23 protein-coding genes are annotated in these 23,103 nt (G+C 58.5%); 16 read left to right on the top strand and 7 right to left on the bottom strand.

Annotated features, from left to right (window positions below; translation table 11 throughout):
• Positions 1 to 4 precede the first annotated feature (4 nt).
• Positions 5 to 862, top strand: a complete 858-nt coding sequence (locus tag MHM86_RS13615; protein WP_239200552.1) for an NlpC/P60 family protein — start codon at positions 5 to 7, stop codon at positions 860 to 862.
• Between the two features lies 1 nt (position 863).
• Here the strand turns inward: MHM86_RS13615 and MHM86_RS13620 are convergent, their stop codons facing one another.
• Entirely contained in the window at positions 864 to 1,208 is a 345-nt protein-coding gene (locus tag MHM86_RS13620; protein ID WP_239200554.1) for a DUF2794 domain-containing protein, read from the bottom strand.
• Between the two features lie 127 nt (positions 1,209 to 1,335).
• Here MHM86_RS13620 and MHM86_RS13625 point away from each other — a divergent pair, with 127 nt between their 5' ends.
• Positions 1,336 to 1,770 (top strand): cytochrome c, encoded by a 435-nt coding sequence (locus MHM86_RS13625; RefSeq protein ID WP_239200555.1) that lies wholly within the window; start codon positions 1,336 to 1,338, stop codon positions 1,768 to 1,770.
• 66 nt (positions 1,771 to 1,836) lie between these two features.
• Positions 1,837 to 2,949, top strand: coding sequence for an S-(hydroxymethyl)glutathione dehydrogenase/class III alcohol dehydrogenase (locus MHM86_RS13630; protein WP_239200556.1), 1,113 nt, complete (start codon positions 1,837 to 1,839; stop codon positions 2,947 to 2,949).
• A gap of 104 nt (positions 2,950 to 3,053) precedes the next feature.
• Here the strand turns inward: MHM86_RS13630 and MHM86_RS13635 are convergent, their stop codons facing one another.
• Positions 3,054 to 4,013, bottom strand: a complete 960-nt coding sequence (locus MHM86_RS13635) for an L-malyl-CoA/beta-methylmalyl-CoA lyase (protein WP_239200557.1) — start codon at positions 4,011 to 4,013, stop codon at positions 3,054 to 3,056.
• Positions 4,014 to 4,288: 275 nt separating this feature from the next.
• Between MHM86_RS13635 and dgcN the strand changes: the two genes are divergently transcribed.
• The 3 genes from dgcN to MHM86_RS13650 all read left to right on the top strand — a co-directional run bounded on the left by dgcN (position 4,289) and on the right by MHM86_RS13650 (position 7,334).
• On the top strand, positions 4,289 to 5,290 hold the full coding sequence (gene dgcN / locus MHM86_RS13640) for an N-acetyltransferase DgcN (protein ID WP_239200558.1): 1,002 nt from the start codon (positions 4,289 to 4,291) through the stop codon (positions 5,288 to 5,290).
• Positions 5,291 to 5,375: 85 nt separating this feature from the next.
• On the top strand, positions 5,376 to 6,341 hold the full coding sequence (gene dgcA, locus MHM86_RS13645; protein ID WP_239200559.1) for an N-acetyl-D-Glu racemase DgcA: 966 nt from the start codon (positions 5,376 to 5,378) through the stop codon (positions 6,339 to 6,341).
• A gap of 129 nt (positions 6,342 to 6,470) precedes the next feature.
• Positions 6,471 to 7,334, top strand: a complete 864-nt coding sequence (locus MHM86_RS13650; protein WP_239200560.1) for a D-amino-acid transaminase — start codon at positions 6,471 to 6,473, stop codon at positions 7,332 to 7,334.
• A 74-nt stretch (positions 7,335 to 7,408) separates the two neighbouring features.
• Here the strand turns inward: MHM86_RS13650 and MHM86_RS13655 are convergent, their stop codons facing one another.
• Entirely contained in the window at positions 7,409 to 7,576 is a 168-nt protein-coding gene (locus MHM86_RS13655) for a hypothetical protein (RefSeq protein WP_239200561.1), read from the bottom strand.
• A 28-nt stretch (positions 7,577 to 7,604) separates the two neighbouring features.
• Between MHM86_RS13655 and mbfA the strand changes: the two genes are divergently transcribed.
• Positions 7,605 to 8,579, top strand: coding sequence for an iron exporter MbfA (mbfA, locus tag MHM86_RS13660; protein ID WP_239200562.1), 975 nt, complete (start codon positions 7,605 to 7,607; stop codon positions 8,577 to 8,579).
• Between the two features lie 222 nt (positions 8,580 to 8,801).
• On the opposite strand, the gene MHM86_RS13665 is transcribed toward mbfA, so the two are convergent.
• The gene (locus MHM86_RS13665; protein WP_239200564.1) at positions 8,802 to 9,767 is read right to left on the bottom strand and encodes an NADPH:quinone oxidoreductase family protein; all 966 of its coding nucleotides are present in this window, start codon (positions 9,765 to 9,767) and stop codon (positions 8,802 to 8,804) included.
• A 658-nt stretch (positions 9,768 to 10,425) separates the two neighbouring features.
• Here MHM86_RS13665 and MHM86_RS13670 point away from each other — a divergent pair.
• The 3 genes from MHM86_RS13670 to MHM86_RS13680 are packed head-to-tail and all read left to right on the top strand — an operon-like array spanning position 10,426 to position 12,828.
• Complete coding sequence (locus tag MHM86_RS13670; protein WP_239200566.1) at positions 10,426 to 11,394, top strand: SDR family NAD(P)-dependent oxidoreductase; 969 nt, start codon at positions 10,426 to 10,428, stop codon at positions 11,392 to 11,394.
• Entirely contained in the window at positions 11,381 to 12,400 is a 1,020-nt protein-coding gene (locus tag MHM86_RS13675; RefSeq protein ID WP_239200568.1) for a phosphotransferase family protein, read from the top strand. The genes MHM86_RS13670 and MHM86_RS13675 overlap by 14 nt, the downstream gene beginning before the upstream one ends.
• Positions 12,401 to 12,402: 2 nt before the next feature.
• On the top strand, positions 12,403 to 12,828 hold the full coding sequence (locus tag MHM86_RS13680; protein WP_239200570.1) for a PaaI family thioesterase: 426 nt from the start codon (positions 12,403 to 12,405) through the stop codon (positions 12,826 to 12,828).
• A 206-nt stretch (positions 12,829 to 13,034) separates the two neighbouring features.
• Here the strand turns inward: MHM86_RS13680 and MHM86_RS13685 are convergent, their stop codons facing one another.
• Positions 13,035 to 13,886, bottom strand: coding sequence for a universal stress protein (locus MHM86_RS13685; RefSeq protein ID WP_239200573.1), 852 nt, complete (start codon positions 13,884 to 13,886; stop codon positions 13,035 to 13,037).
• Positions 13,887 to 13,897: 11 nt separating this feature from the next.
• Complete coding sequence (locus tag MHM86_RS13690; RefSeq protein WP_239200574.1) at positions 13,898 to 15,382, bottom strand: SulP family inorganic anion transporter; 1,485 nt, start codon at positions 15,380 to 15,382, stop codon at positions 13,898 to 13,900.
• Between the two features lie 284 nt (positions 15,383 to 15,666).
• Here MHM86_RS13690 and MHM86_RS13695 point away from each other — a divergent pair, with 284 nt between their 5' ends.
• Positions 15,667 to 16,008, top strand: coding sequence for a hypothetical protein (locus MHM86_RS13695; protein ID WP_239200575.1), 342 nt, complete (start codon positions 15,667 to 15,669; stop codon positions 16,006 to 16,008).
• A gap of 70 nt (positions 16,009 to 16,078) precedes the next feature.
• On the opposite strand, the gene MHM86_RS13700 is transcribed toward MHM86_RS13695, so the two are convergent.
• The gene (locus MHM86_RS13700) at positions 16,079 to 16,648 is read right to left on the bottom strand and encodes a PAS and helix-turn-helix domain-containing protein (RefSeq protein WP_239200576.1); all 570 of its coding nucleotides are present in this window, start codon (positions 16,646 to 16,648) and stop codon (positions 16,079 to 16,081) included.
• Between the two features lie 108 nt (positions 16,649 to 16,756).
• Here MHM86_RS13700 and MHM86_RS13705 point away from each other — a divergent pair, with 108 nt between their 5' ends.
• The 5 genes from MHM86_RS13705 (at position 16,757) to MHM86_RS13725 (ending at position 23,098) form a co-directional block, all read left to right on the top strand.
• Positions 16,757 to 18,112 carry an acetylornithine deacetylase/succinyl-diaminopimelate desuccinylase family protein gene (locus MHM86_RS13705; RefSeq protein ID WP_239200577.1) on the top strand — a complete coding sequence of 452 codons (1,356 nt, stop codon included), beginning with the start codon at positions 16,757 to 16,759 and terminating at the stop codon, positions 18,110 to 18,112.
• A 22-nt stretch (positions 18,113 to 18,134) separates the two neighbouring features.
• Positions 18,135 to 19,628: an ABC transporter substrate-binding protein gene (locus MHM86_RS13710; RefSeq protein WP_239200578.1), complete on the top strand. Its 1,494-nt coding sequence runs from the start codon at positions 18,135 to 18,137 to the stop codon at positions 19,626 to 19,628.
• A gap of 106 nt (positions 19,629 to 19,734) precedes the next feature.
• Positions 19,735 to 20,682, top strand: coding sequence for an ABC transporter permease (locus MHM86_RS13715; RefSeq protein ID WP_239200704.1), 948 nt, complete (start codon positions 19,735 to 19,737; stop codon positions 20,680 to 20,682).
• Positions 20,679 to 21,494 (top strand): ABC transporter permease, encoded by an 816-nt coding sequence (locus MHM86_RS13720; RefSeq protein WP_239200579.1) that lies wholly within the window; start codon positions 20,679 to 20,681, stop codon positions 21,492 to 21,494. The genes MHM86_RS13715 and MHM86_RS13720 overlap by 4 nt, the downstream gene beginning before the upstream one ends.
• Positions 21,491 to 23,098, top strand: coding sequence for an ABC transporter ATP-binding protein (locus MHM86_RS13725; RefSeq protein ID WP_239200580.1), 1,608 nt, complete (start codon positions 21,491 to 21,493; stop codon positions 23,096 to 23,098). Before MHM86_RS13720 ends, MHM86_RS13725 begins: the two co-directional genes overlap by 4 nt.
• The last annotated feature ends 5 nt before the right edge of the window (positions 23,099 to 23,103 follow it).

The following is a 23,103-nucleotide window of genomic DNA, read 5'->3' on the forward strand; positions in this document are numbered from 1 at the left end:
CCCGATGACGACCGATACGTTAGACCGCCGTCAGATCCCCGCCAACACGCGCGTCGCGGCGCGCAGTCTGGAGGGCAAAGTGGATGCGCCCGCATTTGTGGATGGCGATCTGCGCATCGTGGCCCGCCCGGTGGTTGACCTGCTGCACGAACCATTGGGGAGGCGCGAGCGTCAGCTGGTACTGGGTGAGCCGGTGCTGAGCTTTGAAACCCGCGGTGGCTGGTGTTTTGTGCAGGCCAAGCGGGACGGATACGTCGGCTACATACGTGCCGAGGATCTGGAAGATCGTCGCGAACCCAGCCATCGGGTGATCGCACGGTCCACCCACATTTACTATGAGCCCAACTTCAAAGCGCCAGAGCGCTTGGCGCTGAGCCTTGGCGCCGGCCTGTGTTCACGCGGCGAAGAAGACGGGTTTCTGGTCGTTGCCGACGGCTATGTCCCGATGATCCATCTGCGCGACGCGACGGTGCGCGACGAGGATATACTGGCGGCCGCAGAGCGGTACTTGGGCGTGCCGTACCTCTGGGGTGGAAACTCGATCTGGGGAATCGACTGTTCGGGCCTCGTGCAGGCGGCGTGTCTTTCCTGCGGCATCCCATGTCCCGGGGACAGTGATCAGCAGCAGGCGCTTCTGGGGCGCCTGCTGCCAACGGGGACTAAACCGCGCAAAGGGGATGTGTTGTTCTGGAAAGGCCACGTGGCGCTGGTTGCGGGCAAGAACCGTATCCTGCACGCCAACGCCCATTCGATGACCACCTGTTATGAGGATATGGATGCCGCGATTGCCCGTATCGCCGCCGCTGGTGACGGACCGGTGACCGCGCACAAGCGCCTGCCGCGACCCGGAAAAACAGCTTAACTCAGTCGACCGACCGGATCAGTTTTCGCTCCAGCACACGCAGCACCGTTTTCAGATCATTGCCGCGTTTCAGCATCTGGCCCTCCATCGAGATCACGCAATACTGGCCTTGTTTCAGGCGCAGTTTCGGGTGTTTTTCGATGCGGTAAAGCGGGTTTTCTGCCGTTCGGCGAAAGATAGAAAAGACCGCGTGGTCCTTTAGCGCTGAAATCCCATAGTCGCGCCATTCGCCCGCCGCGACCATGCGGCCGTAAAGCGATAGGATCACAGCCAATTCTGTGCGGTGAAAAGAAACCTGTTCTGGCAACGCGGGGCGCGGAAAGGGCGTCGTGTGTTGAATGCTCATACCCCCTAAGGTCGCCCTGATTGGCGTCGAAATCAAGGTCGTGGATGATTTGACGAAAAAGTCACTGCTAGGCGGGGGGCTTTCCGTTAGGCTGAGATGGCACGCAAAACAGCCAGCAGGATATCTCATGAAACGTAGCACGCTTCCCTTAATTTTGACCCTGATCGCCTTGCCCGCCGTTGCCCATGAAGGGGTAAAGGACCCGCAGGTTCTGGCCCGTATGAATGTGATGGAAACGATCGGCAAGCAAATGGGAACGCTCGGCGGTATGGCCAAGGGCAAGATCGCCTTTGACGCCGACGCTGCTGCAGCGGCCAAGCTCACGCTTGAAAAGAGCTCGGCGCAGGTGCTGCCGACGTTTGAACCACCCGCCACCGACCCCCACAGTGAAGCCCGCCCCGCAATCTGGGAGCAGTGGGACGGATTTACGACCGAATCTGTCGCAATGAACGCAGCCATTGCCGCTTTGGATACGTCATCCTTAGAGGCACTAAGGGCCGGTCTGGGCGGTGTCGGGCAAACCTGTCGTTCCTGTCATAAGGCCTATCGGATCAAGAAGTGACCCTGTAAACGGGCACTTGAACGGGGTGCGATTTCGCATCCCGATATTGTTGTCGGAGGATAAACGATGCGTACCAGAGCAGCCGTCGCCGTTGAGGCAGGCAAGCCACTTGAGATTATGGAAGTGAACCTGGAAGGCCCGAAGGCGGGTGAGGTTCTGGTGGAAATCAAAGCCACCGGTATTTGCCATACCGATGAATTTACCCTGTCGGGCGCCGACCCCGAGGGCATGTTCCCCGCCATTCTGGGCCATGAGGGCGCTGGTGTGGTGCTGGAAGTGGGGCCGGGCGTGACCAGCCTGAAGCCGGGTGATCACGTTATCCCACTCTACACCCCTGAGTGCCGTGAGTGTGAATACTGTCTGAACCCCAAAACCAACCTGTGTCAGTCGATCCGTTCGACCCAAGGCCAGGGCCTGATGCCCGATGGCACCAGCCGTTTTTCGATGCTGGATGGCACGCCGATCCTGCACTATATGGGCTGCTCGACCTTCGCGAACCACACTGTCCTGCCGGAAATTGCACTGGCGAAGGTGCGTAAGGACGCGCCTTTTGACAAGATCTGCTACATCGGTTGCGGCGTCACCACCGGCATCGGCGCGGTGATCAACACCGCCAAGGCAGAAATTGGTAACCGTTCGATCGTCTTCGGTCTGGGCGGTATCGGCCTGAACGTTATTCAGGGCCTGCGTATGGCCGGTGCGGATCAGATTGTTGGCGTTGACCTGAACCCGGCGAAGGTTGAGATGGCCAAACGTTTCGGCATGACCGATTTCGTCAACCCGACCGACGTTGAAGGCGATCTGGTGGGGCATCTGGTCGAACTGACCGGTGGCGGTGCGGACTACACCTTTGACGCCACCGGCAACGTGCAGGTGATGCGCACTGCGCTGGAAGCGGCCCACAAAGGCTGGGGGGAATCGATCATCATTGGCGTTGCCCCCGCAGGTGCCGAGATTTCGACCCGCCCCTTCCAGCTGGTCACTGGCCGCAGCTGGCGCGGCACCGCCTTTGGTGGCGCCCGCGGCCGCACCGATGTGCCGCAGATCGTTGATTGGTATATGGACGGCAAGATCGAGATCGATCCAATGATCACCCACACTATGGGTCTGGATGACATCAACAAAGGTTTCGATCTTATGCACGCCGGTGAATCGATCCGTTCTGTGGTGGTGTACTAAACCCATCTTTGGCCTGACATACGGTTGCGTATGTTTGGCCACCTTACATGCAAAGGGGCGCCCTGATCCGGGCGCCCCTTTTGTTTCCACTGTCCGTCAGCGGATTAGCTGTTTGCGATCAGCTCGGCCTGCGCAACGATTACTTCGGCTTGCTTGATCGACGCGATGTCCACTAGGCGGCCTTTGTAAACAGTGGCGCCTTCGCCGTTGGCTTTGGCCTGCTCCATCGCCGCCAGAATTTCGCGCGCTTCGTTCACCGCTTCCTCAGATGGGGTGAACACGTCGTTCGCCAAAGCGATCTGTTTAGGGTGGATGGCCCATTTGCCGACCATGCCCAGCGTCGCGGAACGTTTCGCCTGCGCGATGTAGCCTTCATCATCAGAGAAGTCGCCAAAGGGGCCATCAACTGGCAGAACGCCGTGGGTACGGCAGGCCGCAACGATGGCAGTCTGTGCCCAGTGCCACGGATCGGACCAATGCTTCTGGCCTTCGTGCAGCATATAGTAGTTTTCCTGCGTGCCACCGATGCCAGTGGTCTGCATCCCCATGGAGGCAGCGAAGTCCGCGGCGCCGAGGCTCATCGCGGCCATACGGGGAGAGGCGGCGGCGATCTCTTCGACGTGGGCGATACCGGCGGCGGATTCGATGATCACCTCAAAGTCGATCCGTTTGGTACGGCCTTTGGCGGTTTCAATTGCGGTGACCAGCGCGTCAACCGCGTAGATGTCGGCAGCGCAGCCTACTTTGGGGATCATGATCTGATCCAAACGGTCGCCGGTCTGTTCCATCACGTCCACAACGTCGCGGTACCAGTAGGGGGTGTCGAGGCCGTTGATCCGCACCGAAATGGTCTTGGTGCCCCAGTCAATGGTGTTGATCGCTTCAATCGCGTTGGCGCGAGCCATGTCCTTGTCGGTAGGGGCCACAGAATCTTCGAGGTCGATGTTAATCACATCCGCAGCAGACGCCGCCATTTTGGCGAACAGTTTGGTGTTCGAAGCTGGGCCAAACAACTGGCAACGGTTGGGGCGCGCAGGTGCGGCAGGCTGAATGCGGAAGCTCATATTGCGATTCCTCTGAGTAACGAAATTACAGATTGGTTCGGGAAAGGGTTATTAAATTGCGCGCCTCCTCGCAAGTTTATTTTGCAGCTGCGGCATTTTACGACGCGTGACGGTGATTAATTCTGCAGCAGTGTGAAAACTTCGAAGAATATCCCGATATTATGCGTCAATGGGATTAAATTTTGCGTAGCGCCGCAGAATCTGCTCAAATTCGCAAAACAATCCCGTGCGAAAGCCGGAAAACTGCGTCGGCTACATGAAGGAAAGGCGCGACCATGATCAAGACACCCTATCTGCTGTTCCTGGGCGACGCGCCCGACCAACTGGCGGCCAAAGTTGCCCAAGGTATCAAGGACTGGCGTCCAGAATTTGCCGTTGGCCAGTTCCGTATGGATGGTTGTAAGGCCGATATGGGTCTGCCCGACATGACCCTGGAGGAGGCCAAAGCAGCTGGCGCCAAAACACTGGTGATCGGCGTTGCCAACCGTGGCGGCGTGATCAGCCAGGCATGGAAAAAGGTTTTGGTTACCGCGCTGGAAGAGGGTTTTGATCTGGCATCCGGCCTGCACAATCTGCTGCAGGACGAAGAGGATCTGGTCGCCGTGGCCAAAGCCACCGGTCAGGATCTGCATGACGTTCGTGTGCCTGAGGTGGATTATCCGATTGCCAATGGCAAGACACGTACCGGTAAACGCCTGTTGGCAGTCGGCACCGACTGTTCCGTGGGCAAAATGTACACTGCGCTCTGCATGGAAAAGGAAATGCGTGAACGCGGGATGAAGGCATCCTTCCGTGCCACGGGCCAGACAGGCATCCTGATCACCGGCGACGGTGTGCCGCTGGACGCAGTGATTGCCGATTTCATGGCAGGGTCTGTTGAATACATCACTCCCGACAATGATGCTGATCACTGGGACATCATCGAAGGTCAGGGCAGCCTGTTCCACGTATCCTATTCGGGCGTGACCATGGCGCTGATCCACGGTGGTCAGCCGGATGCGCTGGTGGTGTGCCACGAACCAACCCGCGAGCATATGCGCGGTCTGCCGGATTACCAGCTGCCGACGCTGGAGGCTGTACGCGATATGGCGCTGTCGCTGGCCAAGGTGGCGAACCCCGCCTGCAAGGTTGTCGGATATTCGATCAACACCCAGAACATGCCTGAGGATGAAGCACGCGCCTACTGTGCCAAGGTCGAAGCAGATCTGGGCCTGCCTGCCACTGATCCGTTCCGCTTTGGGGCGGGCAAGCTGGTGGATGCGTTGGACGCGATCTGATCTAATCCTTTCTGAGAGGCCGGAGCGGGCGAAACCCTCCGGCCTTTTGAGTATTTGAAGAGCATTGAAAGTGGGAGGATGGCGCGTGACCATCACCGTCCAGAAAGACGTCTTTAAACTGGCGCAGGTTTTTACCATCAGTCGGGGCAGCCGGACCGAAGCGCAGGTGCTTACGGTGCGTGTGGAAAGGGACGGTCATGTCGGTTGGGGCGAATGCGTGCCCTATGCCCGCTATGATGAAACGCTGGACTCGGTGACTGCTGAAATCAAAGCTTTGCCTGCGGATGTCACCCGCGCAGCGCTACAGGATCTGCTGCCCGCAGGTGCGGCGCGCAATGCGGTTGATTGCGCGCTGTGGGATCTGGAGGCGAAACAGGCCGGTAAACGTGTTTGGGAACTGGCCGGCTTGCCCGCGCCAACCCCAGAGATCACAGCCTACACCTTGTCGTTGGCCGAACCTGGCGAAATGCGCGAACAGGCGGTGAAAAACGCCCATCGCCCATTGCTGAAGATCAAGCTGGGCACCCCCGACGATATGGCGCGCCTTGAGGCCGTGCGCGCCGGCGCGCCGGAGGCTCGGATCATTGTAGATGCCAATGAAGGGTGGAGTGCGGATATTTACGCCGATCTGGCACCGCATCTGGTGCGTTTGGGGGTGGATCTGGTGGAACAACCGTTGCCCGCAGGTGAAGACGATGCACTGATCGGTATGGAACGCCCTGTGCCTGTCTGCGCGGATGAAAGCTGCCATGACCGCACATCTCTGCCCAAGCTTAAGGGCAAATATGACGTGGTGAATATCAAACTGGACAAAACCGGCGGTCTGACCGAGGCGTTGAAGCTGCGCGAGACAGCATTGGCCGAAGGCTACAAGGTGATGGTCGGATGTATGGTCGGATCGTCGCTGGCGATGGCACCCGCGACTCTCGTGGCGCAGGGCGCGATGGTCACCGATCTGGATGGCCCGTTGTTGCTGGCCGAAGATCGCGACTGCGCGCTGCGCTTTGACGAGGCGGGGGTGCACGGTCCGGACGCCGCCCTCTGGGGCTAACGCTGAACCACGGGACCCACAGGATTACAACGCCCTCATCGCCTTTGCCGGAGGCGAAGCTGTCGTTGTGCTTGACACACAGGCCATTGCGCCCAAAAAACAACATCGACCAACTTCAGGAGCCATGACATGACCCGCACCGTATTCGTAAACGGAGAGTATTTGCCCGAAACCGAGGCCAAAGTCTCGATCTTTGACCGTGGGTTCCTGATGGCGGACGGTGTCTATGAGGTGACCAGCGTGCTGGGCGGAAAGCTGATTGACTTTGACGGCCACGCCAAACGTTTGGAACGCTCGCTGAACGAGTTGGACATGCAAAAGCCGGCGGAGTTTGACGACCTGTTGGAAATTCACCGCAAGCTGGTGGAACTGAACGGCATCGAAGAGGGTATGATCTATCTGCAGATCACCCGTGGCGCGCCTGATGACCGCGACTTTGTCTTCCCTGATCCTGAAACGACTCGCCCGACGCTGGTTCTGTTCACCCAGAACAAACCCGGTCTGGCCGCAAACCCTGTTGCTGAAAGAGGCATCAAAGTGATCTCGGTCGAGGATATCCGCTGGGGCCGCCGTGACATCAAAACCGTGCAGCTTCTCTACCCTTCGATGGGCAAGATGATGGCCAAGAAGGCAGGTTGTGATGACGCGTGGATGGTTGAGGACGGTTATGTGACCGAAGGCACCTCGAACAACGCCTATATCGTCAAGGATGGCAAGATCATCACCCGCGGCCTTAGCAACGACATTTTGCACGGCATCACCCGCGCGGCTGTTCTGCGCTTTGCCCAGGAGGCACAGATGGAGGTGGTTGAACGTGCTTACACAATTGAGGAAGCGCAGGCTGCGGATGAGGCGTTTGTGACCTCGGCCTCGACCTTCGTGATGCCGGTTGTGGAAATTGACGGCGCCGCCGTTGGCGGTGGTCAGGTTGGTCCTGTGGCTAAGCGCCTGCGTGAAATCTATCTGGAAGAGAGCCTGAAAACCGCGATCTAAACGGTGATCTATTCAGTTTTCCAAAGGGCGCCCAATTGTGGCGCCCTTTTTGTTTGAAGCTCCCTGAGCTGGGATCAGTGGCCGGCCAGCGTCTTGCGCGCGTGCTTGATTTGCCAGGATTTCCGGGCGGTGGTGACAATATGGCATATGTCCTGCACCATGCGTCTGCGCATCCGCTCCGGCACCGGCGATCTATCGGTTTTTTCCACGCCGCCACCTTGTCTGGTGCTGCTTTCAGTCATAGATTAGAATTATTCTAAAGAGGGCCAAATGCGTTACACCCTGAACCGCCGCCGTTTCAAAGACCTGACAGAACAAGAGGTGTTGGCCCTTGCCATCGCATCCGAGGAGGATGATGCAAGGATCTATCGCAGCTTCGCTCATCATCTGCGCGCCGAATACCCCGATTCTGCAGCTGTGTTCGACGGCATGGCAGTAGAGGAGGACGACCATCGCCGCCGCCTGCTGGAACTGCACAAGACGCGGTTTGGCGACCATCTTCCTTTGATCCGCCGCGAACACGTTGCGGGGTTTTATTCCCGCAAGCCTGTGTGGTTGACTGAAAACCTCAGCCTCGACCAGATCCGTGCAGAGGCAGCCGCGATGGAACGCGCGGCAGAAGTGTTTTACCAAAAGGCGGCCGCTCAGTCGCAGGATGCGGATACGCGCGCCCTTCTAGGGGATCTGGCCGCAGCAGAGGCCGGACATGTGGACAACGCCGCCACGCTCACAGCGAACCATCTCACCGATGATGCGCGCGCGGACGAAGACCGCAAAGCGCACCGTCAGTTTGTTCTGACATGGGTGCAGCCGGGTCTGGCGGGGTTGATGGATGGGTCTGTCTCGACGCTCGCACCGATTTTTGCCACGGCCTTTGCAACGCAGGATACATGGACCACTTTCCTTGTCGGACTTGCCGCCTCGGTTGGGGCGGGGATTTCCATGGGCTTTACTGAGGCGGCGTCAGATGATGGCGAACTTTCGGGGCGCGGTTCGCCAACGAAACGCGGCTTTGCCTCAGGCATCATGACCACGCTTGGGGGCTTGGGCCATGCGCTGCCCTATTTGATCACCGATTTCTGGACTGCCACCGTGATCGCGATCATCGTGGTGTTTGTGGAACTGTGGGCCATAGCGTGGATCCAGAACAAATACATGGAAACCCCGTTTTTCCGCGCCGCGCTGCAGGTGGTGCTGGGCGGCGCGCTGGTGTTTGCTGCCGGTGTCCTGATTGGATCCGGCTAATGGGTAAGAGTTTATTAACCGCTCTGCGATAGACCAATAGAGCGGTACAGGCGGGGACGCCGATGGCCGCCAACGGTGTTTCCCCCTTGCTGGCCCCTCTTGGCAGGGGGGGATCCCACCGCGCCCTGCATTCATTGTTCCAAAATATCCCCGCCGCAGGCAGCGCCACTGCGCAAGACCTGCAATGTCATTGCAACAGCGCAACGGGTAAACGTCATCCTGTCACGGCACCAAAACGAGTTTGCCCACCGCGCCGCGATTGAGGATGCGCGCCAGAACATCTGCTGCCTCTACCAGCGGATAGCGCCCTTCGATCAGAGGTTTGATCTGCCCTTTGCGGTACCAGCCCATCAGTTCCATCATATTGGCGACGTAAACCTGTGGCTCCGCCTTGGTGAAATTGCCCCAGAACACACCAACGACGGCAAATTCTTTCACCAATGCCAGATTAACCGGAAACTGTGGGATCTCGCCACTGGCAAAGCCTATGACCAACAATCGTCCATTGCGCGCCATTAGCCGTGCGCAGGTGTCAAACACCTCGCCGCCGACCACGTCAAAGGTGACGTCAACGCCGTTGCCATCGGTCAGCCGTTTTACATCATCGCGTAAGGCGTCATAGCCTATCACCTCATCGGCACCGGCATCACGGGCGATCTGTTGCTTTGCCTCGCTCGAGGCGACAGCGATGACCCGCGCGCCCATCAGCTTGCCGATCTGCACGGCCGCCAGGCCTGTTGCCCCCGCCGCACCCAGCACCAGCAATGTTTCACCTGCCTGCAATTGCGCTCGCTGTTTCAGCGCGTGATGAGAGGTGCCATAGGCCACCATCAGCGCACACATTTCTGCCGCATCTGCATCGCCGATCGGGAAGGTTGCGCGCGCATCCACTGCAACCTGAGAAGCATAACCGCCCAACTGCGGGATCGCGCCTAGGCGGTCACCGACTTTTATGCCTTTCACCTCTGAACCGACCGCGGTCACCTTGCCCACCACTTCCATGCCGGGAATGAAAGGGCAGGGTGGTTTCATCTGATAAAGTCCCTGCACCAGCAATCCGTCGGGGTAGTTGATACCTGCGGCTTCAACCTCGATCACCACCTGACGGTTTGTGGGTGTTGGATCTGCATGCTCTTCAACGCGCAGATCTTCTAGCGCCCCGAAGGCATGGCAAGTGACAGCTTTCATTTTTGGATCCCTCCCTTTCCTCGCGCTCAGGCTGGCGCAAGTGACAGGCGTTCCGCAAGGTGTGATCGGGTCTGTGGTTGTTTCACCTTACGGCAGGTGTGGGCGTGAGGCAGGAACAAGGCCTGCGGAAACAAAAGCACCCGGCCAGCCGTGCTGTCCGGGTGCTACCCCTAATATCGGAAGGGGTCGCGACAAAGGGCTCCTCCCTTCCCTGAGTCGCGGATGTTTGATTCGCAGTTAGACTTTAGCCTAACATACCCAAAACTACCTAGTCCCTTTCCCGCGCTACGGCATTTTCTCGCCTCTTGCGGGCATTTATCGGGAATCGGTCCGATGGGGACGTCAATAAAACCGTAACGTCGAATTTAAGCGACGTTACGTCTCTTATTGGCGGAATCCTTGCTGGAGTCAAATGCGCAGCCTAACGTCTGGTCGAAAACCGTGAAAAGTTGCGTCCTAGAGGGAGGAGGCGCACTGGATTCGACGCCCAAAGGTGGTGCGGCAACTCCGTTGGGTTGTGTTCTGCCAGCGTGCTGCATCGCGATAAATCCTGTGCCTGCGATCATGTAAATGCTTCGCCCCCCTTCCAACCGCATAAACGATCAGGGCCGAGGTGTAGCACCCCTCCCGCTGCGTTGCATGAATTCGGAGAAGACAGATGAGTGATGTAAGGTATGACGGCCAGGTGGCCATTGTAAGCGGCGCCGGAGCAGGTTTGGGACGCAGCCATGCGCTGGGTCTGGCAGCGCGCGGCGCCACAGTGGTGGTGAATGATTTGGGTGGCAGTTTGGATGGCAGCGACGCAGGGTCAGAGGCGGCACAAGCTGTCGTGTCTGAGATTGAGGCTCTAGGCGGTACCGCAATGGCGAACGGTGCTGATGTATCGGACGAGGTGCAGGTGCGCGCGATGGTCGATGGGGTAATCGACGCCTACGGCCGTATCGATATCTTGGTGAACAACGCTGGCATTCTGCGCGACAAAACATTCTCCAAAATGGCGATGGCCGATTTCCAGACAGTGGTGGATGTCCATCTGATTGGCAGCGCCAACTGCTCTCACGCGGTTTGGCCGCATATGGTGAATCAGGGCTACGGCCGTATTTTGTTCACCACCTCAGCCTCGGGCCTTTATGGCAACTTCGGTCAGTCGAACTATGGTGCGGCGAAGTCCGCGATGCTGGGATTGATGAACGCCCTGTCGATTGAGGGGGCAAAGTTCAATATTCGCGCCAATATGCTGGCGCCTTCGGCTGCCACGCGGATGACGGAAAATCTGTTGTCGGCGGATGTGCTGGCCCTGATGCAGCCGGAAACTATCACTCCCGGTGTGCTGGCGCTGGTCAGTGCGGATGCGCCGACCAAGATGATCCTTGGCGCAGGTGCAGGGTGTTTTGCTGAGGTGCAGGTGCGTGAAACCACTGGCGTGGCCTTGGGTGATGAACAGATGACGCCAGAGGCGGTGCTGGCGGCGATGGATCAGATCCGCGATCCCGACGGCGCAGCCCCTGTCGAACATGCCTTCGCCCAAACCCGTAAATTCGTCCGCATGGCGGCGGCGGCGCGGGGCCTGCCTCTGCCGTGGAATGACGAACCTCTGTTGAAAGGACGCGCGAATGAGCAACCCTGACTTGGATATTGATGCTGTTGGCCGCTATCTGGCGGATCGCATCGAGGGCCTCACCCTGCCGCTGAGCGCGGAGAAGTTCGCGGTAGGGCAGTCAAACCCAACCTTCCGCCTCAGCAGTGGTGAGAGATCATGGGTCTTGCGGCGCAAACCGCCGGGGGTGTTGTTGAAATCCGCCCATGCGGTGGATCGCGAATTTCGCGTGCAGCGCGCCCTTGCCAGCAGCGATGTGCCGGTGCCAGCGATGTATCACCTCTGCGAAGACGACAGCGTGATTGGGTCTGCTTTCTACGTGATGGAAGAGATCAAGGGGCGTCATTTTGATGACCCCCGCCTGAAAGGCATCGCTATACCCGACCGTATGGCCTTCTTTGAAGAGATAAATCGTGTGTTGGCGGCGATCCATTCGATCGACCTTCGCGCAGTGGGGCTGCAGGACTATGGGCCGGATGGTAATTACTACCGACGTCAGATTGACCGCTGGGTGAAACAATACCGCGCTTCGGAAACCGAGGTCATCGCCCCGATGGAAGAGTTGATCAAATGGCTGGATCAGAACATCCCGGCAGAGGACGGCCAGCGCACGCTGGTGCATGGCGACTATCGCATCGACAACATGCTGTTTGATTCAGACAGCGCGCGCTGCTTGGCCGTGCTGGACTGGGAGTTGAGCACAACAGGTCACCCCTATGCCGATCTGGCCGCAGTGATCATGCAATGGCAGATGCCCCCTGGCGGTGAAGGGCGCGGTCTGGCAGGTGTGGATCGCAATGCCGAAGGCCTGATCAGCGATCAGGCCTTTATCGACATGTATTGCCAGCGCCGTGGATTGGCGGGGATTGATCGGTTCGGGTTCTATCTGTCCTTCGCCTTCTTCCGGATGGCGGCGATCCTGCAGGGCGTTTATAAACGGGCGCTGGATGGCAATGCGTCGGACCCCGGACGGGCCAAGACTTTTGGCGCTTATGTTACAGTTTTTGCCCAAAACGGACTGAAAGCAGCGGAGTAAGCATGGTTGATAACGCGTATTCCATTGCCGCGGCCCTGCGCGAAGAGCCATATGCCTTTCAGCAGTTGGTCGGTTTTGAGGTCACCGGTTGGTCCGAGGGTTTCGCGCAGGTGGAACTGGAGCTGGGTGAGAAACACGGCAACCGCTATGGAATCCCGCACGGCGGGCTGCATGCGACACTGATTGATACCGCGATGGGGTTCTGCGGCAGCTACACTGGCGATCCGACGAACCGTCAGTTGGTGATGACCCTGTCGATGACGGTGAACTATCTGGGGCAGGTGCAGGGCAACCGTCTAATCGCCACCGCGCGGCGGACGGGCGGTGGGCGGTCCACCTATTTTGCCGAGGCGTTGATCAGGGATGATCTGGGCAATGATATCGCCAGCGGTGTCGGGACATTTCGGTTGCGCGGTAAGAAAAATTAATTCCACCGGGTCACGAAGTGATCCGGTTCGTGCCGACCCCGCCCCAAGGGCGGGCACGATCTTGCAACGTTGCGATTGAGGCGATGTTTCGAGTGTGTCGAGGGTATTGCCTAATTCAACTCTGCCCTCGGGCTCGGGCACGAACCTACCGTTTCCCACAAAAAAGGGGCCACGCGCCCCCTTTCCATCCCAGCAATAGCGCCAGTTTATTTCATCAGCAGCACCGGCACCTTGCAGGTGCGGATCATCGCCGTAGTGGTCGATCCGATGATCATCGCGCGGATGCGCGAATGGCCGTATGCGCCCATCACCAGCATGTCGTGACCGTCCGCTTCAATCAGATCGGCCAGTGCGACCTCGGGCTGGCCTTCGACCACTTTCACCTCTGCTGCGTGCCCGCCCGCGGCCAGCGTGGCCTTGGCATCTTCCAGACCTTTGGCAACTACATCAGAAGGTTTACCTACAGTGACAACGGTGCAGGCCAAACCGGCAAATAGCGGATGGCGCGCTACGTAGTCCACCGCCTTCATTGCGCTGCTGCCACCATCAAAGGCGATCAGTACTTTCTCGATCGGCTGAAACTCGCGGTTTGCCACAAACACTGGTTTGGTCGTCGCACGCGCCACACGTTCCAGATTGGATCCAAGGTGCTTCTTAGCAAAATCCGCCTTCTCTCCACGCTTGCCGATAACCACCAGATCGGCGTTACCTTCCATGGTTTCGACGGTCTCTACCATATCACCAAGGCGCAGATGCGGATGCACTTCGGCTACGCCGTCTTTTGCGATCAGGGCCTGCGCATCCTCTAGGATCGCGCGACCCTGCGCCTGCGCCAGCTTGGCGCGTTGCGCGTCCAGCTCTGCCAGTTCGCCCATGATCTTGGACCGTGCGCCCAGACGCAGGTTGCCGCTTAGATCCTCGGACCCGCCATCGCGGCGGCCCAGAACGTGGTATAGATCGACAGAGGCGCCAATGCGTCCGGCAATCCATGCGATGTGGTGGCAGACCGATTCAGAATAGGCAGAGCCATCCACCAGTGCGAAGATTTTCTTGCTCATGTCACTCATCCTTAGTGGGCCATCAGTTTGTCCATCGCGCCGGGCTTGTCATGTTCGCCCAAGCGGTCAACGATGGTTTTAGAGGCTTCGTTCATGCCGATAATTTCAACCTCGGCGCCATCACGACGGAACTTCAGCACCGCCATGTCCAGCGCGGCAACCGACGAAATGTCCCAGATGTGGGCGCGGCTGACGTCGATGACGACCTTTTCCAGCGCTTCCTTGAAATCAAACGCCTTCATGAAATCCTCAGACGAGGCAAAGAACAGTTGGCCGTGAATGATATAGGTGCGGATACGGCCATCCTCTGACAGTTCAGTGCTGACGGCAAACAGCTGCGCGATCTTCCACGCAAAGAACAGGCCTGACAACAGAACGCCGACCAGAACACCAATGGCAAGGTTGTGGGTGAAGACAACGAAGACCACCGTGGCCACCATCACGATGGACGACGATGCAGGATGTTCACGCAGATTAGTGATCGACGACCAGCTGAAGGTGCCGACAGACACCATAATCATGATCGCCACCAGTGCGGCCATCGGGATGAGGCCCACGATGTCGTCAAGGAACACAACAAGGATCAATAGAACCACGCCCGCGATGAAGCAGGACAGGCGACCACGACCGCCGGACTTTACGTTGATCATAGACTGGCCGATCATCGCGCAGCCCGCCATGCCACCGATGAAACCGGTCGCTACGTTGGCGACGCCCTGGCCGATGCATTCTTGGTTCTTGTCCGAGGTGGTGTCGGTCAGATCATCAACAAGGTTCTGTGTCATCAAGCTTTCCAGCAGGCCAACCGCGGCCACAGCTGCGGAATAGGGCAGGATGATCATCAGGGTTTCAAGGTTAAGCGGGATATCCGGGATCAGGAACATCGGCAGGGTGTCGGGCAGCTCCCCCATGTCGCTTACGGTGCGCAGGTCCAGACCCAGCCACAGCGAAATCGCGGTCAGGACCACGATACAGACCAGCGGCGAGGGAATGGATTTTGTCAGCAGCGGGAAGGTATAGATGATCAACAGACCGGCGGCGACCATCACATAGGTCAGCTGCGGCACGTCGATCAGCTCTGGCAACTGCGCCATAAAGATCAGGATCGCCAACGCGTTTACAAAACCGGTCATCACCGACCGGCTGACAAAGCGCATGACATAGCCCAGCTTCAACAGACCAGCGCCCACCTGCAGGACACCAGCCAGAACCGTTGCGGCCAAGAGGTACTGTAGCCCGTGATCTTTCACCAGCGTCACCATAAGTACCGCAGTCGCTGCCGTGGCGGCAGAGATCATGCCCGGGCGTCCGCCGACAAGCGCGGTGATCACCGCAATCGAGAAGGACGCATACAGCCCCACCTTGGGGTCCACGCCTGCGATGATCGAAAAGGCAATCGCCTCGGGGATCAGCGCCAGCGCCACCACCAGACCTGACAAGAGGTCGGCGCGGATGTTTCCGAACCATTCGTGTTTGTAATTGGATAGCAGCATCATCAGCCTCCGGTGCCGGGCCACCGCTGCGGTGGCCGGGGTGCATATGTTGTCCTGTTCGCAGGATAGGGGCGCATTCGGCCCAAAATCGCGTTTGGGCCGCTTATATAAGGGGGTGGTTAGATCGCAACCCCCAGCGGCGCTTGTGGCGGGGACAGTGCGAACACTGTCGCCGTGCAATCACAGAAGATGGCGTGCTTGCGCAGGAATGCGGTGAAACCACACGATAACTTGCCTGTTGCTCTCCCTCTGAGTGTAGTAGCTTTGTGGCATGACAGGAGACATTTATGACACCATTTTTGAAGGCTGCTCTGATCGCCGCTTGCTGCCTGCCCGCCACCGCTTTTGCCCTTAGTGATGAATACTCTCAGGCAGGGCAGAATTTGGGGCTGGCCCGCACTTGCCTGACTTATGAAGGAGATATGTCCCTCTATCCGCATTTTGAGCAGAAGATGATTGAGCGGAGCGCCTATGAGTTTGACAACGGTTACGCCGACGCCGCGAACCCTAAAGAGGTGAAAGAACATCTGGAAATCCTGCGCCCTTCTGTGCCTGACAGTCTGCCAGATGAGGTGCCTGAGTATGTCGCCAACTGGTGCAGTGATCTGCGTAAAAAAGCGGGCCGGTGATATAGCACTAACGAAAAAGAGGCCTGCGGGCCTCTTTTCTTGTGTGGTGGCTGTTCTGCTGCGCAGAGAATTAACCCCCTTGGCGCGGTTCGCTTTCGCCGTTGAAACCGGACAGACGGGCGAGAAGAACCGCGACGTTCTTCACTTCAAACTTCTTTAACAGCCGGGCGCGCACATCCTCAATGGTGCGCGGCGACAGTTCCAGAACCTGTGCAATCTCCTTGCTGGTGCGGCCACGGCTCAGCCACATCAGAACCTCACGTTCGCGCGGTGTCAGGCTGGGACCGGTGGGTTTTTGGTCAATCGGCGAAAAGCTCAGCACGATCTGCGACAGCGGATCCTGTGGCGTCAGGGTACGGGCACGGAAACGGACCCAAATGCGGTTGCCATCGGCGCAGCGCATAATACGCTCATCAGTATAAGGGTGCGACTGACGCAGTGGGCCCAGACCGATATCACGCACCTGATGAAACTCCTGATCGGTGCCATACAGCAAGCGGAAGCTTTGGCCGATCAGCTGCTCTTTGGTGTAGCCGAACATATCGGCAAAGGTCTGGTTACAGCTGCGGATGACCCGCTGTTCGGTCAGGGCCAATCCCATCGGCGCCTGCTCAAAGGCGAGTTTTTCAAGGTCTTGCATAAGTCACCATGTTCAGAGTCTCGAGTCACCGCAATGATACGGTATTGGCACCGTAATATTCTGTAAAGCATAGTTTTTCCACCCAGTTTTATTAACGAGGGCCAAAAAATGTCTGAAAACGACTCTACAACCCACCTGCCTGTCGCAAAATCAGCCGCTGCGGAATGTGCAGACTTGGCACATCAACTGGCCCGTGAACTGGAACAGCGTCGTGATGAACTGATCCTCCTGACGCAGGATCTGATCCGTATCCCGACGCTCAATCCTCCCGGAGATTGCTACCGCGATATTTGTGACTATCTGGCGAAGAGATTGAAAAATAGTGGCTTTTCGGTGGAAATGATCCGCGCCCACGGCACCCCCGGTGATTGCGAACAATACCCGCGCTGGAACGTTGTCGCCCGTCGTGAGGGCGGTGCACCTGGCGAATGTGTGCATTTCAACAGCCATATTGATGTGGTGGATGTTGGGCGTGGCTGGACCACGGATCCCTTTGGTGGCGAATTGAAGGACGGCAAGATTTATGGCCGTGGGGCCTGTGACATGAAGGGCGGACTGGCCGCCTCAATTGTTGCGGTCGAGGCATTTTTGGCGATTTGTCCCGAATTTCATGGCGCGATTGAAATCAGCGGTACTGCGGATGAGGAATCAGGCGGCTTCGGCGGCGTCGCCTATCTGGCGCAGCAGGGGTATTTCGCCCCGACCCGTGTGCAGCACGTAATCATCCCCGAACCGTTGAATAAAGACCGCATCTGTCTGGGTCATCGTGGGGTCTGGTGGGCGGAGATTGAGACCTTTGGCGAAATCGCCCATGGCTCTATGCCGTTCCTTGGTGATTGCGCGGTGCGCCACATGGGCGCTGTGGTGCAGGAAATGGAGGCAAGTCTGTTCCCAGCGCTTGCCCAGAAACGCACGGATATGCCTGTGGTGCCCGAAGGGGCGAAGCAATCTACGCTCAACATTAACTCTCTGCACGGTGGACAGGCAGAGCTGCCCGAAGGGTTCACCGGATTGCCCAGTCCGGTTGTACCTGACAGCTGCCGTATGGTTATAGATCGACGCTTCCTCATCGAAGAGGATATAGACGCAGTACAAGAAGAGGTTATGCAGGTGTTGCGCACCGTTGAGGCTCAGCGTGACAGTTTTCGTTATGAGGTCAAAGAACTGCACCGCGTTCTGCCGACCATGACGCAGAAAACGGCACCAGTTGTTGAAACGGTGGCAAAAGCAATTGCACAAACCCTTGGAAAAGATGCAGAATATGTCGTGTCGCCGGGGACGTATGATCAAAAGCACATTGATCGCATCGGCAAATTGCACAACTGTATTGCTTATGGGCCGGGCATTTTGGATCTGGCCCACAAGCCAGACGAATATGTCGGGGTCGAGGATATGCTCGATTCTGCGAATGTAATGGGCCGCTCATTGATTGATCTGCTGGTAAAACCAGAGGCGACGGCCTGAAAACAGGGAGAAGGCAATGATAATGGACTACCAGAAGGCGGGCCGATATTTGAAATTTGGCCTGATCAGTACCGCCGCTTTGGCCGCAACTGCTGGCGTCGCGCTGGCAAAATCCGACATCGTGGTGGCGATGCAGCTGGAGCCGCCGCATTTGGATCCAACCTCGGCTGCGGCTGGGGCGATCGACTCAGTTCTCTATTCCAATGTTTTTGAGGGTCTCACACGCTTTGGCCCTGATGGATCAGTGAACCCTGGTCTGGCCAAGGGCTGGGACATTTCCGAGGACGGCAAAACCTACACCTTCATGCTGCGCGAAGGCGTGACCTTCCACGATGGCAGTGCAATGGATGCGGAGGATGTGAAGTTCTCCCTCGATCGCGCACGGGCTGAGGACAGTGCAAACGCGCAAAAGACGCTGTTTGAGGGCATCGAAAGTGTTGAGGTCATGGATCCGCTGACCGTCAAGGTTACGCTGGCCGCGCCGAACGGCAGTTTCCTTTTCAACATGGCCTGGGGTGACGCGGTGATCGTTGCACCGGAAACCATTGCAGACATCAAAACCACCCCCATCGGCACCGGCGCCTTCATGTTCAAGAACTGGGTGCAGGGCGACAAGATCGATCTGGAAAAGAACGCCGCCTATTGGGGCACACCGGCGAAGCTGGACAAGGTGAGTTTCAAGTTCATTTCGGACCCCACCGCTGCCTTTGCTGCTGTGATGGCCGAGGATGTGGATGCCTTCGTTGGGTTCCCCGCGCCGGAAAACCTGCCCCAGTTTGAGGCCGATCCGCGGTTTCAGGTCCTTGTCGGCTCGACCGAGGGGGAAACGATCCTGTCCACCAACAATAAAATGCCGCCCTTTGACAACGTGAAGGTCCGCAAGGCGCTGGCGCATGCGATTGACCGTCAGGCGATCATTAATGGTGCGATGTTCGGCTATGGCACCCCCATTGGCACGCACTTTGCCCCGCACAATCCTGATTACGTGGATCTGACCGCGAACAGCGCCTATGATCCCGAAATGGCCAAGGCACTGTTGGCAGAGGCAGGCTATGCCGACGGGTTCACAACCACGCTGAAACTGCCGCCGCCCTCTTATGCACGTCGCGGCGGTGAAATCATCGCCGCTCAGTTGCGCGCTGTCGGAATCGAGGCAGAGATCAGCAATCTGGAATGGGCGCAGTGGCTGGAACAGGTGTTCCGCGGCAAGGATTACGGCCTGACTATCGTCAGCCATACGGAACCGTTTGATATCGGGATCTATGCGCGGCCTGATTACTATTTCCAGTACGACAACCCCAGCTTCCAGCAGTTGATGACTGATTTGGGCGCGGAGGCGGATCCTGCCAAACGCTCGGCCCTGCTGACAACGGCGCAGGAAACCATCTCCGGTGACTATGTGAACGGCTACCTGTTCCAGCTGGCTTATCCGACGGTCGCCAACGCCAAGGTGCAAGGCCTGTGGAAGGATGCGCCGACGCAGGCCACCGACCTGACTGCCGTATACTGGCAATGATCTGACGCCTTCGGCGGCTGTGTTCGTGGTCGCTGGAGGATACTTGAGTATTTAGGGAACATTGGAAGAGCGGGGCATCGTGCCCCATCCGGGGGTGGCGGCGCCGATGCTGCACTATCTGTTAAAACGTCTGGCCTCTCTCGGCCTGAGCCTTGTGGTAGCGTCCTTGGTGATCTTCCTCACTCTGGAGGTGGTGCCGGGCGACCCTGCCGCCTACATGCTGGGGATCAATGCCCAAGAGGATACGCTGGCTGCACTGCGCGAAGAGCTGGGCCTGAATGGGTCGGTGGTGGAGCGGTATCTGAGCTGGGTCGGCGGATTGCTGGTCGGTGATTTCGGCACCTCCTACACCTATCGCACCTCCGTGGCTGAAATGATCGGTGAGAGGCTGTGGATCTCCCTGCCATTGGCGCTTTATGCTCTGGCGCTGTCGACACTGATTGCCTTCCCCGCCGGCATCTGGGCCGCATCACGGCGCGGATCGGCGGCGGATGTGGGGGTGATGGGGATCACGCAATTGGGGGTGGCGATCCCGAATTTCTGGTTCGCGATGCTGATGGTGCTGATTTTTGCCATCAATCTGCGCTGGTTTTCCGCCGGTGGTTTCGTCGGCTGGAACGCGGGACTTGGCGCGGCGTTGAAATCCTTGACGCTGCCTGCCGTGGCCTTGGCGCTGCCGCAGGCCAGCATTCTGGCGCGGGTTATGCGATCCTCGCTGCTGGATACCTTGTCAGAGGATTTTATGCGCACCGCGCGGGCCAAGGGGCTGAGCCGTGGTCAGGCGCTGCGCCGTCACGCATTGCGGAATGCGCTGATACCAGTGCTGACCATCATTGGGATGCAGTTTTCCTTCCTGTTGGCAGGGGCGATCATTATTGAAAACGTCTTCTTCCTGCCGGGGCTGGGGCGGCTGGTGTTTCAGTCGATTTCTGCGCGTGATCTGATCGTGGTGGAAAGCGTGGTGATGCTCTTGGTCTTTGCCGTCATTGTAGTGAATTTTCTGGTGGATCTGACCTATGCGATTGTCGATCCCCGACTGCGGGGGCGGCGTTGATGCGGAACCTTTGGCTGGGCGGGCTGTTGACCGTGATCTTCGCCGGTATGGCGATGCTGAGCTTCGTCTGGACGCCCTATGACCCGACGGTGCTGGACATCGCCAACAAGATCAAAGCGCCGACCCTGGCCCATCCTCTTGGCACCGATCATTTTGGCCGCGACATCCTGAGCATGATCATGGTCGGCGCCCGCACCTCTATCGCCGTGGCGCTGGTGGCTGTAGGCCTCGGCATCGTGCTGGGCGTGCCGCTGGGCCTGATGGCAGCAGCGCGCAAGGGTAGCCTGTGGGATGAGGTGATCATGCGCGGCAACGATCTGATCTTTGCTTTCCCGTCGCTGTTGATCGCCATCATGATCACCGCGGTTTTCGGCGCCTCGGCGCTGAACGCGATCATCGCGATTGGCATTTTCAACATCCCTGTTTTTGCCCGCCTGACCCGTTCCGGCGCCCTCAGCCTGTGGAGTCGTGAGTATGTCATGGCAGCCCGTGTGGCGGGTAAGGGCGCAGCGCGCATTTCGGTGGAACATATCCTGCCCAACGTGGCCAACCTGTTGATAGTGCAAGGCACGATCCAGTTCTCGCTGGGCATTCTGGCAGAGGCAGGGCTCAGCTACGTTGGCCTTGGCGCGCAGCCGCCGACGGCCAGTTGGGGGCGGATGCTGGCGGACAGTCAGACGATGATTTCCTTCGCGCCGCACATGGCGATGTTTCCGGGGCTGGCGATCCTTCTAACTGTCCTTGGCCTGAACCTGATGGGTGACGGCCTGCGCGATCTATTTGATCCCAAACTGCGGAGGGCGCGGTCATGAGCCTGCTGCAGATTGAGAACCTGAACCTCACCATCCACGGCTTGCCGATCCTGCGCGACGTGTCGTTGCGGATCGCGCCGGGGCGGATTCTGGGTGTGATCGGGGAAAGTGGATCGGGTAAATCTATGACCGCCTTTGCCACGATGCAACTGCTACCAAACGGTGCCGTATGTTCGGGGCGGATCACGCTGGCGGGACAGGACATGCTACGCCTGAGTGAACCACAGCTGTGCCAGATGCGTGGCCGGGATGTGGGTATGGTGTTTCAGGAACCGATGACCGCGCTTAACCCGATCCGCACCATCGGTGATCAGGTGGCGGAAACCATTCTGATCCACGAACGGGTCAGCAAGAAAGAGGCGATGTCCCGCGCGGCAGAGGCGCTGACGCGGGCAGAACTGCCGCAGGATCGCTTCCCCCTCAGTCGGTATCCGTTTGAACTCTCTGGTGGTCAGCGGCAGCGGGTGGTGATCGCTATGGCCATTGCCCTGCGCCCCAAACTGCTGATCGCGGATGAGCCGACAACCGCGCTGGATGTGACCACGCAGGCGCAGATCCTGTCGCTGTTGAAACGGCTGGTGGTTGAGGATCAGATGGGTCTGATGTTGATCAGCCATGATCTGGCGGTGGTGGCGAATTTGGCCGATGACATTGCCATCATGCAAAAGGGCCGCGTGGTAGAGGCAGGGCCAGCGGCCACGCTGTTTCAGACGATGCAGCACCCCTATTCCAAGGCGCTGCTTGCGGCCTCCAGTCATCATCCCGATCGTCTAGCAGAACCGCAGGAACAGCCATTACTGACCGTGCGCGATGTGGTGCGGGAATACCGACTGCACAGTAATGGATGGTTGGGCGGCACCACGGCCCTGCGGGCGGTGAAGGGCGTCAGTTTCGACATCAAACGCGGCGAAAGTCTGGGGTTGGTAGGTGAATCCGGTTGTGGAAAATCGACCCTAACACGGGCCATTTTGGGGCTGGAGCAGGTGCAGGGGGGGCAGATCCTGCTGGGCGGCGAACCGGTGTTTGCCGCTAAGGGCACCAATCGATCCATACGGAGGCGTATGCAGGTGGTGTTTCAGGATCCCTACGGCAGCTTCAATCCCCGTTGGAGGGTGCGCCGCCTGATCGCCGAGCCGATGTATCTGTTGGATCAGCCGCCGCAAGGGCAGGCATTGCAGGACGCGTTACTGGAGGCGATGGAAAACGTCGGCCTCTCTGCCGATGATCTGGACAAATACATCCACGAATTCTCCGGCGGTCAGCGACAGAGGATCGCCATCGCGCGCGCGCTGATCATCAAGCCCGACCTGATCGTTTTGGACGAAGCGGTCTCTGCCCTCGATGTGTCGGTGCGTGCGCAGGTGCTCGATCTGTTGGCGGATCTGTCGGATCGCTATGGGCTGACGTATCTCTTTATCAGTCACGACCTGTCGGTGGTGCGCTCGATCACCGATCGGGTGCTGGTGATGCAGGCCGGCGAAATCGTCGAACAGGGCGATACAGAGACTGTTTTTGATGCACCCCAACATCCCTACACCCAACAACTGATCGCCGCTGCGCCAGCTTTGCCAGCCACAGACCCCTCGGCGGACTTACCCTCCTGACGACA

The sequence above is a fragment of the Thalassobius sp. Cn5-15 genome (assembly GCF_022347685.1).
Taxonomy (GTDB): domain Bacteria; phylum Pseudomonadota; class Alphaproteobacteria; order Rhodobacterales; family Rhodobacteraceae; genus Thalassobius.

Excerpts from the sequence above, each read along its gene's own strand:
- MHM86_RS13615 (WP_239200552.1), top strand. The coding sequence starts at position 5 with ATGACGACCGATACGTTAGACCGCCGTCAGATCCCCGCCAACACGCGC.
- MHM86_RS13620 (WP_239200554.1), bottom strand. The coding sequence starts at position 1,208 with ATGAGCATTCAACACACGACGCCCTTTCCGCGCCCCGCGTTGCCAGAA.
- MHM86_RS13625 (WP_239200555.1), top strand. The coding sequence starts at position 1,336 with ATGAAACGTAGCACGCTTCCCTTAATTTTGACCCTGATCGCCTTGCCC.
- MHM86_RS13630 (WP_239200556.1), top strand. The coding sequence starts at position 1,837 with ATGCGTACCAGAGCAGCCGTCGCCGTTGAGGCAGGCAAGCCACTTGAG.
- MHM86_RS13635 (WP_239200557.1), bottom strand. The coding sequence starts at position 4,013 with ATGAGCTTCCGCATTCAGCCTGCCGCACCTGCGCGCCCCAACCGTTGC.
- dgcN (WP_239200558.1), top strand. The coding sequence starts at position 4,289 with ATGATCAAGACACCCTATCTGCTGTTCCTGGGCGACGCGCCCGACCAA.
- MHM86_RS13650 (WP_239200560.1), top strand. The coding sequence starts at position 6,471 with ATGACCCGCACCGTATTCGTAAACGGAGAGTATTTGCCCGAAACCGAG.
- MHM86_RS13655 (WP_239200561.1), bottom strand. The coding sequence starts at position 7,576 with ATGACTGAAAGCAGCACCAGACAAGGTGGCGGCGTGGAAAAAACCGAT.
- mbfA (WP_239200562.1), top strand. The coding sequence starts at position 7,605 with ATGCGTTACACCCTGAACCGCCGCCGTTTCAAAGACCTGACAGAACAA.
- MHM86_RS13665 (WP_239200564.1), bottom strand. The coding sequence starts at position 9,767 with ATGAAAGCTGTCACTTGCCATGCCTTCGGGGCGCTAGAAGATCTGCGC.
- MHM86_RS13670 (WP_239200566.1), top strand. The coding sequence starts at position 10,426 with ATGAGTGATGTAAGGTATGACGGCCAGGTGGCCATTGTAAGCGGCGCC.
- MHM86_RS13675 (WP_239200568.1), top strand. The coding sequence starts at position 11,381 with ATGAGCAACCCTGACTTGGATATTGATGCTGTTGGCCGCTATCTGGCG.
- MHM86_RS13680 (WP_239200570.1), top strand. The coding sequence starts at position 12,403 with ATGGTTGATAACGCGTATTCCATTGCCGCGGCCCTGCGCGAAGAGCCA.
- MHM86_RS13685 (WP_239200573.1), bottom strand. The coding sequence starts at position 13,886 with ATGAGCAAGAAAATCTTCGCACTGGTGGATGGCTCTGCCTATTCTGAA.
- MHM86_RS13690 (WP_239200574.1), bottom strand. The coding sequence starts at position 15,382 with ATGATGCTGCTATCCAATTACAAACACGAATGGTTCGGAAACATCCGC.
- MHM86_RS13695 (WP_239200575.1), top strand. The coding sequence starts at position 15,667 with ATGACACCATTTTTGAAGGCTGCTCTGATCGCCGCTTGCTGCCTGCCC.
- MHM86_RS13700 (WP_239200576.1), bottom strand. The coding sequence starts at position 16,648 with ATGCAAGACCTTGAAAAACTCGCCTTTGAGCAGGCGCCGATGGGATTG.
- MHM86_RS13705 (WP_239200577.1), top strand. The coding sequence starts at position 16,757 with ATGTCTGAAAACGACTCTACAACCCACCTGCCTGTCGCAAAATCAGCC.
- MHM86_RS13710 (WP_239200578.1), top strand. The coding sequence starts at position 18,135 with ATGGACTACCAGAAGGCGGGCCGATATTTGAAATTTGGCCTGATCAGT.
- MHM86_RS13715 (WP_239200704.1), top strand. The coding sequence starts at position 19,735 with ATGCTGCACTATCTGTTAAAACGTCTGGCCTCTCTCGGCCTGAGCCTT.
- MHM86_RS13725 (WP_239200580.1), top strand. The coding sequence starts at position 21,491 with ATGAGCCTGCTGCAGATTGAGAACCTGAACCTCACCATCCACGGCTTG.